The sequence below is a fragment of the Ruegeria lacuscaerulensis genome (assembly GCF_013034745.1).
Taxonomy (GTDB): domain Bacteria; phylum Pseudomonadota; class Alphaproteobacteria; order Rhodobacterales; family Rhodobacteraceae; genus Ruegeria; species Ruegeria lacuscaerulensis_B.
This window is the reverse complement of the sequence record NZ_WQGP01000006.1, coordinates 320417-334918: the sequence shown is the minus strand read 5'-3', so window position 1 is coordinate 334918 and position 14502 is coordinate 320417. Positions and strand designations below refer to the sequence as shown.

Sequence of the window (14502 nt, the reverse complement as noted above, 5' to 3'; positions counted from 1 at the left end):
ATTTCCAAAGCAAAATTTCCAATGATGTCCAAAAACTTTGAAAAAATAGATCCGATTCGGACCTATAAGTGTCCTTTCCTTTTCAACGCAGCACTTATACCCATGAATCGCATAAAACACGTGGCAATGGCACGGGCAGGTTCATGAGTCTTTTTCAGCTGATTCTTGTGGCAATCATTCAGGGCGTCACCGAATTCCTGCCGATCTCATCCTCGGGCCACCTGATTCTTCTGCCCAGCCTGACCGGCCTGCAAGATCAGGGTTTGGCCATAGACGTAGCGGTTCATGTGGGAACTTTGGGTGCCGTGGTCCTGTATTTCTGGCCCGACGTAAAGTCCGCGGCGGCGGGGCTGCCCCGCGCGCTGCGCGGTAAAACGGACACTGAACAAGCGCGACTGGCCTTGGGGCTGATCGTTTCGACCATCCCGACGGTAATCCTTGGGGCGGTCCTGTTTCAAAGCGGACTCAGCCAATCCCTGCGCTCGATGGCGATAATCGGATGGACCATGCTGGGCTTTGGGCTGTTGCTTTATTGGATGGATCAGAAAGGCCCGCAGACAAAAGAAGTCAAGGACTGGGGACTGAAAGATGCAGCCATCATGGGGCTGTGGCAGATGCTGGCGCTGATCCCCGGCACGTCGCGGTCCGGCATCACAATCACCGGCGCACGGCATCTTGGGTATACGCGAGAAGAGGGCGCACGGATCGCAATGCTGATGTCGATCCCAACGATCCTGGCATCGGGCATCCTGCTGTCGGTCGATGTGATCAAAGAGGCCGACCTGCGGCTGGCCATCGACGGCGCCATCGCCGCCCTTTTTGCCTTTGCCGCCGCCTTGCTGGCGCTATCCCTGATGATGCGCCTGCTGCGCAGTGTCAGCTTTACGCCTTACGTGATCTACCGCGTTTGTCTGGGCGTGATCCTGCTGATCATCGCCTACAGCTAATCAGGTGCGCAGATTGTTGGCCGATCTCTGGATCTCGTCATACTGACCCGAGGGGCGGAACTTCCACAGATAGTCCGGAAGAACCGATTCCAGCGTGGCGGGTTCAATCCCCAGATCGGCAAAACCTTTGACCCTATCCGAGACCACATTGTCGCGCCGAAGGTTCTTTAGCTGATCGCGGGTCAGGATGTTGTTGGGGAACAATTGGAAACTGACGAACTTCACAATATCCAGAACGCCGGCCATTATCCGGGCCACAAAGAATGGCATCCCGAGAATGATGCGGCGGCGATGGATCACATCAAGCATCTGCTGCATGAGCGCGCGGAAGGATTTCACCTCGGGCCCGCCCAGCTCATAGGTGCCAGACTTGGCTTGTCCCAGAACGCCCTGCACAGCGGCTTTGGCCACATCATCCACATACACCGGCTGGAATTTCGTCTCAGCGCCCACCAGCGGCAGGAATGGCCCCATGCGGGTCATCCCGGCAAAGCGGTTGAAGAACTGATCCTCGGTCCCGAAAATGACCGAGGGGCGCAAGATCACGGCACCGGGCATATGTTCCAGTACGCCGGCTTCACCCTGTGCCTTTGTCTGCGCATATTCGCTGTCCGAGTCCGCATCCGCGCCGATGGCCGAGATATGGACTATCGTCGCGATCCCCTGCTTGGCCGCAATCCGTGCGATCCGTTCGGCACCTTCGGCCTGAACGGCGTCAAACGCGTTCTTGCCCAGCTCGTTCAGCACACCTACGCAGTTCACCACCGCATCCGCGCCCTGCATAGCCGCTGCGACCGAGGCATCGTCGCGGATATTGCAAAGAATAGGTTCGACCTGCCCGACCACGCCATAGGGTTTGACAAACATCGCCTCGTTCGGACGGCGCACCGCTACCCGAACACGCCACCCTTCGCCTGCCATGCGCCGCGCGACATACCGGCCGACAAACCCAGATCCGCCATAAATCGTGACCAGTTTTGACATAGAAGGGCTCCTGTTTTTAGGTCCAGATCCGATCTACCGCCCAAAAGGTCGCGGAACAAGGCGCAATAACGCCGCGTGCAAGGGAAAAACCCCACCATTCTCAGGGGTGTTCCGTATGCGGTCAAAAAACTTTCAAAAAACTTCCCGAATCCGGTTGACGCCCCTCGCCAGTGGGCTTAAACGCCCCTCCACGACACCTGCCCAGGTGGCGGAATTGGTAGACGCGCTAGCTTCAGGTGCTAGTGTCCGTATGGACGTGGAGGTTCGAGTCCTCTCCTGGGCACCAATCCAACAAGCCTAAATTATTGAAATAAGTTGGCTTTTCCGGATTGCTGGCCTAGTGAGGTCCACAATCAGGTCCACAAAGCCAATGACAAGAACACTCGTGGTAAAACACCTCAGAATCGAAAAGAACGGTACGTATAAGTATCGCAGAAGGGTTCCAGACAGGCTTCAAGCAGTCCTCGGAAAAAGCGAAATTGTCAGGGTTTTGGGTAAGTCTGAAACTGAGGCAATGCGGAACTACCCTTCGATTCACGATCACGTCGATCTTCTATTCAAATCAACGAGTTCGACCTCTTCAACTGCCGAAACTTGGGCGATCAAATCAGCTATAGAGGCTCAATTTCTTGAAGCTGGTATCGACCCTTATTCGAGAGGGCGTTCAGACGACGAAGAGCTTTCTCGCTCAGAACGAGCTGAGTCAATTCTATCCAAGTACCCAACTAACCCAGAGACCGGACAACCCGACCAAGAAGACCTGTCGGTCAAAGACTCTGCGATGATCACCGCTCTACTGCACGGTGTTCAAAACATCGATGCAGAGCTTACCATAAAACAAGCATTCGCCTTCTACCTGGACGAGAGGCAAGAACCGGACGCGTTCAAGCGGAAGAAACAGGTTCAGAGAATCGCTCGTGCCGAACGCAATCTCCTCAGCGTTACCAAGCAGGATATTGCTCTAAAACACGTCACTCGTGCACATGCTAGAGCGCTCAGAGACAACCTTCTTAAGAAAATGTCACCAGCTTCCGTAAAACGGAACATCAACGACGTTAAGGCGGTTTTTTCATTGGCAATTGAAGAACATGACCTCAACACCAACAACCCCTTCAACAAGCTGAAGTATCCCAAACCAGATGATGCATCAGTGGATTTGAGGCACCCTTTACCAGCTATCGTGATCCAAGACATGTATCGGGAGTTGGAAAACAACCGGACATTGCAGGATATCTGGACCCTGATTCATCATTCAGGGGCACAAAACGCCGAGGTATTGGGTCTGACTAGTGATGACTTGTTCCTGGATGAGCCCATACCGTATTTCGAAATCAAGCCACATGGTTTGAGGTCCGTGAAAGATCGATCACGTATCAGGAAAGTCCCTCTGGTCGGCAGAGCGCTTCATGTAGCGCGTCGTTTGAAAGCAAACACACCTGACTCAGGCGCTCTTTTTCCGAGCTATGCTGATAGCAGCAGCCACGACAATTTCAGCCAAGCCACTCGAAAACGGCTTAGGAAGTTCACAGACAATCCGAAGCACGTTGTCTACAGCCTACGCCACAACATGAAAGACGCGCTGAGAGCAGCCAAGGTTGGTGTAAGGGTCGAGCTTGCTCTCCTTGGGCACTCCAGTGAGAAGTCTTCTTCTGCCCAGTATGGCAGTGGGGTTAGCCTTGACGAACTGAGAGATGCGCTTCTCAGGATCAACTTCGACGTTCCCGATGTAACCTGAGACCATTTGCCACTTCGATACTAACCTTCAGTAAAAAATGGAGCCGCCAAGCTAATGGGTGACTACGATCGTGACGCACTAAACAACGCTAGAATGGCGACCTTCGATCGCTCCCCTAGTTCGGACGCTGCGAAGGCATGGATAGGTGCAATTCAGGCTCTAACATTGGCTTATGAGGCAAAAAAGCACCCGAGGAAACGTGCTCGAAGGCGAGCTGATCATCTCTCTTTCAGTGAAGCCGTTGGTGCTTTTGCGGCAGACCTCCTTCGACACAGCGCAAATGAGGAGTCTCGTGGCTTCATGCACAGGTCAGCTGACCGAGAAGAACTGACTTCAACCCTTGTCAGCAGCGATAACTTCGAGAAGCTGGTGAAGTATTGGACCGAGCTCAGTTTGATGGAAATGACTGGCTACATCGATGCTCGTGATGATTTCGAAGGAGCAAGAGTTCCATTCTATAGAAGGGCGCGTCGCTTCAGAGCGACTCGTTTCTTTCTCGATTTAGCTACCGATCATGGCGTTGAGCCACAGACCGTCAAAAACCACTTCGAAGTCAGTCAGCGTCACGCCAATGTCGTACAGGTTCGGGCTGCCAAAGGTGCAGATCAATCAAATGCCGGTAGGGGCAAGCTCATAAAGCAGAATGTAGACCGATATAGAGGCGAATGTGATCGGGTGAGACACCTCAACCAATTGATAGCCAATCACGAGTACAATCTGTCTGATACCCCCATCGTCCGACGCGTATTCAATTGTGGCGATCGCCGAGGCTTTGACTTCAATCTTGGCGGCAGGTTCTACGGTGCCTCAGACGATAATTGGATGGACATGCCCAAGGCGCAGCGAGCACGTATCAGAATTGATGGAGAAGAAACGACTGAGATTGATGTACGCGCAAGCCATCTTTCAATCCTGTACTCGATATTGGGAAAATCTCCTGACCGGACGACTGACCCCTACTCCATTGAGGGCATCCATAGAGAAGTAGTCAAAAAGGTAATCGTAACGGCTATCGGTAGTGGCAAGTTACCATCCCGATGGCCTAAAGGCTTTAAGGAAGAGTTTGAAGTACAACACGGCTGGGCACCGCAAAAGCGACATAAAATGAAGGACATCACCGAGGCGATCTTAAAGAAGCACCCTGTCTTGTTGGAGTTAAAAAAGGGCGAGCTTGACTGGGCCAATCTTCAGTTCGAAGAGGCTGAATGCTTTTTCACTGCAATGATGAGCATGCACAATGAGGATCAAGTACCCTCTCTACCTATCCACGACAGCTTGATCGTTCGAGTGCGCGACGCTGGATACGCAGCCAATTGTCTCAGAGATGCCTACGAGAAGCGCCTTGGGTTTAGACCTCACGTTGACATCCCGGGCGTGGAGTTTGCCTATTTGGTAGCCTAAGTATCCTTGGATCTTACTTTAGGCGTACCCAGTAGCAGTAGTAATTATTCTACTTCTAAGAAGTTGGCCCAATAGTCCCCGAGACACACTATGAGATCGATACGAATTACCATGAGGCGTAAGAGATGATCACTTAAATTCACCGTTGATCTGGGTAGATCAATTTGCAACTCGGCCCACTGGTGATCGATTTAAAGTGAGGGAAACGCTGTTCTTACTGGCGAGTTTGTAATTGACCCACAAAGATGCAGCTCACTGTTGGTTTTGAGCCATAACTTAATGCGACGTGCGCAATTCTTGCAACGAGGGGTGGTCAAAGAAGTCTCTCTGTAAGACCTTAAGACCAACGAAAACCAAACTAATACGGGTTCCTACGTTGCCGCACTCTGGCTTGAATAAACTCTTTTGTCTGTTTTTAGCATTGTTTTTCTGGCTGGAAGCACCGAACAAAGCGTACTCTCAAGACTTCGAAGTTCTCTTTAGGGATTTTGACGCCAGCGACCTGACATACCAAGACAAGCGCTTTCTTCAAACCGCATTAGCCTTTGAGGGAAAGTATCAAGGCTTGTTAGACGGGGCATGGGGGCGGATTAGCGACCGGGCATTACGCAGATACTCTCAAAGCGAGTTTGGCACTGCACCTGAAGACTGGCACATGGCAATGCTTGCTTGGTCGCTCTTTGAGCGACTGTCTGACAATGGGTGGGAGTTCAACTATTTTTCAGGCATGGGTTTGTCGCTCTTGTGGCCCGAAAAGGCAATCGTTCGTGAGGCCGACACTGAATACTTTGTGAATTATCGCCATTCAAGAAGCAGCCTTGCGATTTCGATGGGTATTCACAGTAAGGACATTACGCAGAACTTACATGACTTCACTTTGAGAACTCACAAGAGTGCATCGCAACCCTATTCTGTTCGAAAGTCGAACCTAGCTGTTTCATCCGCCACAGAACGAGATGGCTCTATTCTCTACACACGTTCCGACTTTATTAACGGGTCTTGGTCGACTGTGATGCTCTCATCAAATGAACGAGACTCAGCCGTCTTGGGTACAGTTGCTTCTAGTATCTCGCCAAATCGGGTGCAGCCATTATCCTTCACGACAGGTGGTAAACTTGACTACGTCGTAAAAAGAACAATCGACGTGCTCGAACAAACAGAGGAAGACCAAACGCAGTCAGCCAACGCTCCACCCCCTAACGAGGAAAGCCTCTCAGGAAGTTCAGGGAGCGGATTCGTCGTTTCTGAAGCTGGACATGTTTTAACTAATGCGCACGTCATCGAGGGATGCAAAGCAATATCCGTGGACGGGCAAAACGCTCAAATGATCGCCGTTTCTGATGAATTTGATTTGGCGCTTCTACAGTCAGAAGCCGTTCAAAACAAAGCAGTCGCTGTATTCTCAGCAAGTTCGGCAAAACTCAATTCAGATGTTACCGCTGCTGGATACCCATATGCTGGAATGCTTGGTGGCCTAAACATAACAAGAGGATCGGTTTCGTCACTGAAGGGCTTAGGAGGAGACTCAGTTACGATGCAGATTACGAGTCCAATCCAAAGTGGTAACTCGGGCGGTCCTCTGCTTGCTTCTGACGGTGAGGTTGTGGGCGTTGTTGTGTCAAAACTTAATGAGCTCAAAGTAGCTGACGCATTGGGAGACGTTCCTCAAAACGTCAACTTTGCCATTCGGGGAGAGATAGCAAGACTGTTCCTCGCCCAAAATGGCGTTGAGCCCAGACTGAGTTTGGATGATCAGCGCTTAGAGCCAGAAGAAATTGCTGAAAAGGCTACAAGTTTCACGACTTTTGTTGAGTGCCAATGATAAAGTGCTCATCGGCTGGGCCTGAGGGTGAAAGCTCCAGGTGCTGCAACATCATCGGACACAACTGTTAACCCTAAGAGTCTTCCCTGAAGCTGCTAGAGTGTAGATCTAGTCTGGTGTGCTTGAATCAAACTCAAAAGACCTTTTTGGCTCTGCACGCAAGTGATTCTCAATTCAGTTTTACCTGTGCTGACGATGCTCTTTAGCGACAATAATACCTGCTTTCGCCAAGATCACAGTAAATAGACCACCCACCCAACCAACAACCGGGGCGTAAAGTGCAACTGCTGTACCCATCAGAGCTAACCCCATATTGCCAACCAAAACGGTCACAGCGATTGCACAAAGAATCGGGAAGATAAGAAGTATTTGGATGAACAAAGAGCGGCGACGAAACCAAGTCCATATCTCGTAACTAAAAGCTTTGATTCTTTTAAACATTTTTCCTCCGAAGCCTTCGGACTGACTTGGAAGCGAAAGTAATGAAAATATCAACCCAAGAAGATCAAAACTCGACGTGAAACCGGAAAACCATCGCACCCATGCATTAAGCAGATTCGAAAGTCGACCAAGCTGCCGAGCTCCAATCACACCGCGACGAGAATAAACGCGCTTTCCAGGTTCCTTTGAACTCATACGGCTTACGTTCCCTCAGGCTAGTATGTTCGAAATGCTTGGTAGACCCTTCCCCGGTCACTCAACGACAATAACTTGCCCGCCGGAGCCGTGACTTGGCCGCTGGTGTCTCCAGATGCCTGTAGCGTCCGCCCGAATACCTGGCACAGTCCAATGCGTGTCCAGCGGCGATTACAGCGGCTCCCACGTCCTCGCCATCTGCGAAACATACGCCTACCCATCGGTCATAAGTGCGTTCGCCACTCAAATCACAGGAAATAGATTTTCCTCGAAGATAATTAACCATCCATCGTTTGGCGTCCTGGCCCGATCGAGTACCGAGTTCGGGCGCATCCACGCCGTTCAGGCGAACCGGGGTACCGTTGACGACAATGGTATCTGCATCGCGAACATGGAGTCCCTCGGCTTGAGATATAGTGGGTAGACTTAGAACGAATAAAGCTAGAAGTTGTTTCATCCTGTTCTTTAGGAAGCTGTCGATTTTAGTTTTGGTCAACCACATAGGTAGAAAGCTCCATGTAAGTTCTTCGGTTATTCTGGGAGTCTTTGAGCGACTTCGGCCTCCAAGAATCCGCTTTGCCATTGACAGCTAAGTGTCAAAATGACACCAAATTCCTGACATGTTTTACTGAAATTACAGCGGGTGCGTGCCGTCAACAACAAGGTTTCACGTTGACCGTACATAAGGTGCACAAAACACAGGAAAGAAGGAAATAAATCTTTGAGAAAAATAGCTCTTTTCTTTGCCATGGTGGCGTCAATGACGTCTCATTCAGTCTTTGCTGCCGATAACACTCAATCAATTTTGTTGCCTACGGTTGACTACACCGAGCACAGCGGCGGTTGTCGTAAGAGTAGCCCTCCAGGACAATGCTGCCACGCAGGCAAACAGCCTTACCATTGCCACTAAGTCGACAGCTAAAAAGAAGAAGCCAAGTATCTCTACACTTAAGTACTAATACTTGGTCTCACAATCAGCGGTTTAAATGGAGAAAAAACTTCAGCATTGATTCACTGGGAACTACCGACTGCTTGAGCCAATCAACCCGCTTTTACCTATCCTGTAACAACTTCCACCTGTCCAACTTAAAGGTTGCTCGTTTATCCATTAGCTAACTTCGATGGCCAAACCTAGGTTCTGGAAGCCCGGTCGGAACCAGTGAAGTAGCCTTTAGAAATTCGGAACGAGCTTCAGTTAACAAAGGATTCAACCGCTTCTACGTGAAGATCCTTAAACACTGTAGATTTGATAGAGATGTAAATGCCTATAATTCATAAACTTATGTCCGTTCTAGCCCTGGTTTTGGTGCTTGCCTTGCCTGCAGGTGCCGGTGAAATTTCTCCTCGGGAAGCAATTCAACACTTAGGAGACAGTGCAACAGTTGTGGGAGTCGTCAGCCAAGTTTCAAACAGTGGGAAAGGAACGACCTTCATAAACTTCGGCGGCCGATACCCAAATCATGTGTTTTATGCTGTGATTTTCCGAAGCCATGGCCACAAGTTTCCTAGTGTCTACGCACTTGAGGGAAACACCGTCGCCATCAGTGGAACCATCGAACTCTACAAAGGCAAACCACAAATTATTTTGTCTTCACCGGACCAAGTTCAGGTACGTTAATCCTTCTCCCGTCATTTTATCTAATGTAGTCACGGTACTAAGTGTTGGGGGCATGTTAAAAAATTCGATCTACAGTCCTGCCCATTTGCGATGCTCAGCCAAAGCCAACTCTGAAGGCCACAAGTTTCGATTGTTGGGTAAGGCGATGGCTTTGCCGCTGAATGGCTTGTAGGTATCTGCTTCCTCGGCTTGCTTGCTCATGACTACTTGAAAATCATCTGTGATCGCGATGTGCCCAAGATCAAATAGCGTATGCAAATCTGCTCGTAGCAGCAGGCCGTTTTGTGGGTGATTGGAATGGTCTCCCCTGAACGGTCGAATATGGGCTGCCTCAAGCACCTCCGAGAGATCGCAACCTGATATCGCGCATTTACCTGAATAGGCAGACAGCATCTTAGCCCGGAATCTTGCCTGGCCTCGTCGCTTGGCAACTGTAGATACAATCTTTTCTCGGAGGTCCTGGTCGTTGGACGCGTCAAACTCGGGTGTTTCGGTCTCATCCGAGGTTGCATATTTCGCTCTAGTCAGGGCAGCATCATTCGCTTCGTTCCCGGTCCGAACCGAGCCGTCATCAGATAGGCCTTCGATCGTGAAGTAGCCGTCTTTCCAGTCTGAAACCATACCCAGACCAAGAACATCATAGGTCACACCTGGTTTAGGTTTTCGCTTTACTAAAAAGCCGATGGGAACACCATCAGACATGCACTTCAATAAACCTCGATTGGTTGCCTCTTTTTCTACAAGCTTTGGATCGGGGTTCTCCTGGTAGTATTGAACGACCCAACTACCATCTGAACGATGCTCGACTTCCTTATCAGGATAAGGGCCCTCTTGCAGTGTGCGAGCACTGAGCGAATAGTCGGTGTAGCGCGGCTTATAAATCCCCTTAGCCTGAGCAACTAAACGTGGCCCGTATTCTGCCTGTGCTTGGATCACCGACCATGGAATTGTTTGCCCTTTGTGGCGATCAAACCAAAGGAGGGCGTCCCGGTGATCATCAAGCAGGGCAGAAAGCATCTCTTCAAGATCAGTCAAATGTTTACTCCGCATTAGCCGTCACAAGTTGATCTTCGAACAGTTTTAGGGCGCCCTGGTGGAACATCACCGTAACGACACTACTGTCAACAAACTGAGTTATCATTAGAAGCAACGCTACATAACTGTTGCTAAGTAGCGTCGCCATCAAAAGACGTAATCTTCTATAAATTAATGACTTTTGCAGCGCTGTTGTTCCACAACAACACCTTCATTTGTCGCCGATAAAACTCGGTACACGGATCTCTCAGACAACCCGAGGCGCTGGGCGATTTTGCGCTTGCTGATCCCCGACTGCACGAGTTGCAGAATGTCATGTGCCTTCAACTGAGCCGTGGGTTTCCGGCCTTTGTACTTACCCTCAGCCTTTGCCTTAACGATACCCTCACGCTGTCTTTCCAGCATCAGCTCACGCTCAAACTGGGCTACCGAACCTAGAACGTTTAGCATCAGCTTCCCAGTTGCATTTGATGTATCCAGCCCAAGATCAAGTATTCTCAGCTCGACTCTTTTGACATCCAACTCCTCGATGATCTCACCCAGATGCTTTACTGAGCGAGCTAATCTATCCAACTTGGTGACAACCAACGTGTCTCCTTCTCGACAAAAGGTCAGAGCGTCCCTGAGCGCTCCTCTGAAAGCTGTAGAGCTTACTTGTTCCTCGAATAGACGCTCACAGCCATTGCCCTTAAGTGACTCTCTCTGAGCTTCTAAGCCAGCATTCTGCTCTAGGGTCGATGTTCTGGCGTATCCAATCAACATGGCGATGGTCTCCTTGTCTGCCATTAGGTTCTAAGGAGTCGAGGCAGAGTGTCTGCCAAAAGTGAAAACCGACTCCATAGACAGACAAATCCGCCACCCTAAGGAGCTGACACTAAGGCAAGGTCTATTGGCAAAAAAATCGTCAAGCATCTCCGCCCAAGTCAAACTCAAAAGAAGGGCGGGGGGATTCACGGTTTCAAGTTCAAAAAACTTGGGTCTTTATTGTTGTTATTATTCGGTTTTCGATCCGAAAGCGCGTTTAGAAACACCTTGGACAATATGACCTCCACTACTCGAATACGCTCTGATATTTGCAAATACGCCTCATTATTTCACCAAAATCTTCCGAATTTCTTCCAAAACTTGATGGATTGACTCTATGAAATTCATCAATTATGCGTGAAATACGAACGTGTTTAGGTACAACGGTATGACTGAAAAGCGTGAGAAATTTGTAAAATTGGCGGAGGGAAGAACCCGTTCGGCCTTGGATGCCATCCGGAAAATTGGGAATCTCTCAAACAAACGGGCCTACGATTATGATGATCAAGACGTAAAAAAGATCATCAAAGCTCTGCGGGAAGCCACAAGTGAGCTCGAACGAAAGTTCAACCCTACATCCGCTTCCGATTCAGACACATTCAAGCTCTAGGAACACTAGATGAGTGCCGAACCGCTAAAAATTGATGACGACCGCTTCTTGATTAATCGTCTGATCGAGCAAGCTCCTACTCATACGCTCGTGCGAGAGTTTTTTATGAACGCTCAAGAGAACGCTGCACTGGCTCCAGAGGGGCAAAGGACAGTGCGCATCTATCCAACCAAAATTGATGGGGTGCGTAAGTTAACATTCTGGAACACGGGCCCAGGTATGAGCGAGAAAGATCTTCGAGTCGCTACCAACCTGTCATCATCAATAAATAAACAGTTGGCGTTAGACGAGAATTTTGGGATTGGTGCGAAGGTTTCCGGTCTGACAATAAATCCCGAAGGCATTAGATATCGATCTTGTCGAGATGGCATCATTCATGAAGTAACGATTGGATATGATGAGGAGTTACAGACGTATGTCAGATTCCCATTTCAATTCGACGATGGAAGCGAAGATACTGTTTTCGATGTAACTTGGTTAGCGACATCAGAAGGAATGCCCAAGAACACTGATTGGACTGAGGTTGTGCTTCTTGGTGAAGATCACGATCACGACACGGTTGAAAAACCCATTGGAAAAAAGGTCTCAGTGGATCGTAGCTACATTGCCACGCAGATATTTCAACGTTTTGCAGAGTTCCGGCCAGGCGTTGAAGTATTTGTGAATACCGCAATGACAAAAGGCGGCGGCAAGTTTGAAGAAGACAGGTTCCGCTCACTTAAGCCGCTTTCTTTCATAGTGCCTGAGTTACCCAATGCGGAAAAGGTCACATGCCCTGAAACGGGAGTTACAGTGCATTATATTCATGACCCTAAGCACGACAGGTACAGCCACACACTGAGTTCGCTAAAAAACCCGGCGACGCAGTCCACAACCTTTTGCGCCTTAGTTCACAAAGCTGAGCGATACGACATCAAAAACAAAAAGAAGTGGTCTACCGTTGCTCCCAATTTTGGAATCCCTTTTGGTTCCACGGTGCTTACAATAGAAATAGTTCTTCCTGACGAAATGGCGCTGCCCAATCAGTATCGCGACGGCCTCACGTTGCCCAGTGACCGGTCCGCTCTGACCACAGAACACTTTGCGACTTTGGTTAGAGAGCTGATGCCGCAGTGGGTTAAGGATGTCATTAAAGATGCTCACCCACCCTCCGACGACAACTTGGATGACCTACAAAAAGATCTTCAGAAGGTATTAGACGAGTTCAAGGTTCCGACTGTTGCTTTCTCGCCGTCCAAATCACTACCGGATAAGGTAGATTTATTCGATCAAGGCACTGACGAGACAGAACCATCAGATTCAGAGGGTTTCAGCGAAGATGAAGAAGGTTTAGTGCGTCGTATCGATGCACAATCAAAAAGAGCTTCTGCTACACGAGTTCGCCGTGCTCCAGAAGGTGCAAAGCTGTCCAAAGAAACCAAGGCACTTGAAAGGGTGCCAGAAATAGAAATCCTGGTTAAGCCTGAAGACATTGAAGCCAAAGGAATTAAGGGGCGTGCCGGAAAGTACTATAAGGACGCACAAACGCTTTTTGTGAATGGGAAGTACTCGGCCGTGGACCGGATGGCACAAGAGCTCGAGTTGCCTTTTGCAGGTCAAGTGGAGGCGGAAGAACTTCGCAAACTTGTACTTCGTGCCGCCCAACGATTTACAGCATTTCGGGTCGGCAAAGCCACCTGCTATGCAATTAGTAAACGCCTGTCAGAGGATTGGTCTGTAGACGATCTCGACAGAGCAACTTCACCCGAGTCACTTTCATTGGCAGCCGATGATTATCGTCAAAGTATCAACGTCGCTCGGAAGTGGATTCGTACTGAATTGAAAGCAGAGGCGTTGGAAATTGAAGACACAGCGATGGACTAGTCTCAGTGCCATGTTTTCAACGGCCTTCGGGATAGGATTGAAAGCTCTTTCCGTCACGCAGGTCCACAATTGAGTCCACAAGTAATTTTTGACGCTGGTTAAATATTTGATATCATTTGTTTAAATAATATAGACAGGACCTCTCCTGGGCACCAAAAATCATGTACATTATCTAGTTAATTCATTGTTTCTATTAGGTTTACTAGGGAAACAAGTTGTTTTTCGTGCGGCATCTGTATCACGTTTTGTAGCACACTAAGGTCTTTTTGCGTGTTTCCTTGTCGCCACATTGCAAGCAGAAATTCCTACCTAAACAAAACCGAGAATCGATGACAAGGTGGGTGGAGTGCTTCAATCCCACCTCTGCACTTATTGATGAAAGGAACCCACTCACTTCTGAATACTGAGAGCTTCGATTAAGAAAAATGCCGTCAACGAGACGTCAGCGGCATTCAGGATATTGGTGAGTTAACGGGAAGCTTAGGCTGCAAGCTAACTCATGTTCGCGATAGCTCGTATTCTGGACATCGTATCTAGGTTTTGACGCCGGTAGTGGATTTCTCGCTCAAGCCTTTCAAAGATTGGTATGTAAAGTTCACCGTCTGCCCGACTTTGAATAGCCTTTGCTACATAAATCTTGTAATTTTCTAAGTCTTTTATCGAAACCTGCATGGGCTGTGCCTCTATTGTTGTCGTGCCCAGTTTTAAACTTTGTCAGGTTTATCAAATGTTAAGGTATTTGAGCCTTTAGCTTGGTCGATGGCTTGCGGCGTCATATCGGCAGCAGGCTACCATTCCGGCACCATCAAAAAGGTAAACGCTCCGGAATCCCACGCTGACCTTCAAATATTGGACTTCGATGCCCCCAGTAATCGACTAGACCCAATAAACCAAAGTGGGCTTACTTTATTGGGGCTGCCGTATCGCGTTTGGTTTTTGGCGTACCGGTTCAAGTTTCTTGGCGATAATATCGCCGATCAAGACGTTAGATCACATGCGCTTTGTGCGCAAATTCATAGCAAACATAACAGACATGAAAAACCACGC

The 14502-nt window shown here is 49.1% G+C and carries 12 protein-coding genes and 1 tRNA gene; 8 read left to right on the top strand and 5 right to left on the bottom strand.

Annotated features, from left to right (window positions below; all coding sequences use genetic code 11):
• The first annotated feature begins 143 nt into the window (after positions 1-143).
• A complete protein-coding gene (locus GOV79_RS14280) occupies positions 144-947 on the top strand; it encodes an undecaprenyl-diphosphate phosphatase (protein WP_170790272.1) in 804 nt (267 codons plus the stop codon).
• On the opposite strand, the gene GOV79_RS14275 is transcribed toward GOV79_RS14280, so the two are convergent.
• A complete protein-coding gene (locus tag GOV79_RS14275) occupies positions 948-1931 on the bottom strand; it encodes a complex I NDUFA9 subunit family protein (protein WP_170790271.1) in 984 nt (327 codons plus the stop codon). It abuts the gene before it with no gap.
• A 199-nt stretch (positions 1932-2130) separates the two neighbouring features.
• Here GOV79_RS14275 and GOV79_RS14270 point away from each other — a divergent pair.
• The 4 genes from GOV79_RS14270 (at position 2131) to GOV79_RS14255 (ending at position 6889) form a co-directional block, all read left to right on the top strand.
• Positions 2131-2217, top strand: a tRNA-Leu gene (locus tag GOV79_RS14270).
• Positions 2218-2301: 84 nt separating this feature from the next.
• Positions 2302-3666 carry a site-specific integrase gene (locus GOV79_RS14265; protein ID WP_170790270.1) on the top strand — a complete coding sequence of 455 codons (1365 nt, stop codon included), beginning with the start codon at positions 2302-2304 and terminating at the stop codon, positions 3664-3666.
• A 54-nt stretch (positions 3667-3720) separates the two neighbouring features.
• Positions 3721-5067 carry a hypothetical protein gene (locus GOV79_RS14260; protein WP_170790269.1) on the top strand — a complete coding sequence of 449 codons (1347 nt, stop codon included), beginning with the start codon at positions 3721-3723 and terminating at the stop codon, positions 5065-5067.
• A 391-nt stretch (positions 5068-5458) separates the two neighbouring features.
• Positions 5459-6889, top strand: coding sequence for a S1C family serine protease (locus GOV79_RS14255; RefSeq protein ID WP_170790268.1), 1431 nt, complete (start codon positions 5459-5461; stop codon positions 6887-6889).
• 180 nt (positions 6890-7069) lie between these two features.
• On the opposite strand, the gene GOV79_RS14250 is transcribed toward GOV79_RS14255, so the two are convergent.
• Together GOV79_RS14250 and GOV79_RS14245 are read right to left on the bottom strand one after the other, a co-directional pair.
• The gene (locus GOV79_RS14250) at positions 7070-7525 is read right to left on the bottom strand and encodes a hypothetical protein (protein WP_170790267.1); all 456 of its coding nucleotides are present in this window, start codon (positions 7523-7525) and stop codon (positions 7070-7072) included.
• Positions 7526-7586: 61 nt separating this feature from the next.
• Complete coding sequence (locus tag GOV79_RS14245; RefSeq protein ID WP_170790300.1) at positions 7587-7982, bottom strand: thermonuclease family protein; 396 nt, start codon at positions 7980-7982, stop codon at positions 7587-7589.
• A gap of 804 nt (positions 7983-8786) precedes the next feature.
• Between GOV79_RS14245 and GOV79_RS14240 the strand changes: the two genes are divergently transcribed.
• Positions 8787-9143: a single stranded DNA-binding domain-containing protein gene (locus tag GOV79_RS14240; RefSeq protein ID WP_170790266.1), complete on the top strand. Its 357-nt coding sequence runs from the start codon at positions 8787-8789 to the stop codon at positions 9141-9143.
• Between the two features lie 69 nt (positions 9144-9212).
• On the opposite strand, the gene GOV79_RS14235 is transcribed toward GOV79_RS14240, so the two are convergent.
• Both GOV79_RS14235 and GOV79_RS14230 read right to left on the bottom strand, forming a co-directional pair.
• The gene (locus GOV79_RS14235) at positions 9213-10178 is read right to left on the bottom strand and encodes an HNH endonuclease (protein ID WP_214648132.1); all 966 of its coding nucleotides are present in this window, start codon (positions 10176-10178) and stop codon (positions 9213-9215) included.
• Positions 10179-10349: 171 nt separating this feature from the next.
• Positions 10350-10940, bottom strand: a complete 591-nt coding sequence (locus GOV79_RS14230; protein ID WP_170790265.1) for a recombinase family protein — start codon at positions 10938-10940, stop codon at positions 10350-10352.
• 430 nt (positions 10941-11370) lie between these two features.
• Here GOV79_RS14230 and GOV79_RS14225 point away from each other — a divergent pair, with 430 nt between their 5' ends.
• Complete coding sequence (locus tag GOV79_RS14225; RefSeq protein ID WP_170790264.1) at positions 11371-11592, top strand: hypothetical protein; 222 nt, start codon at positions 11371-11373, stop codon at positions 11590-11592.
• A gap of 9 nt (positions 11593-11601) precedes the next feature.
• Entirely contained in the window at positions 11602-13455 is a 1854-nt protein-coding gene (locus GOV79_RS14220; protein WP_170790263.1) for an ATP-binding protein, read from the top strand.
• The last annotated feature ends 1047 nt before the right edge of the window (positions 13456-14502 follow it).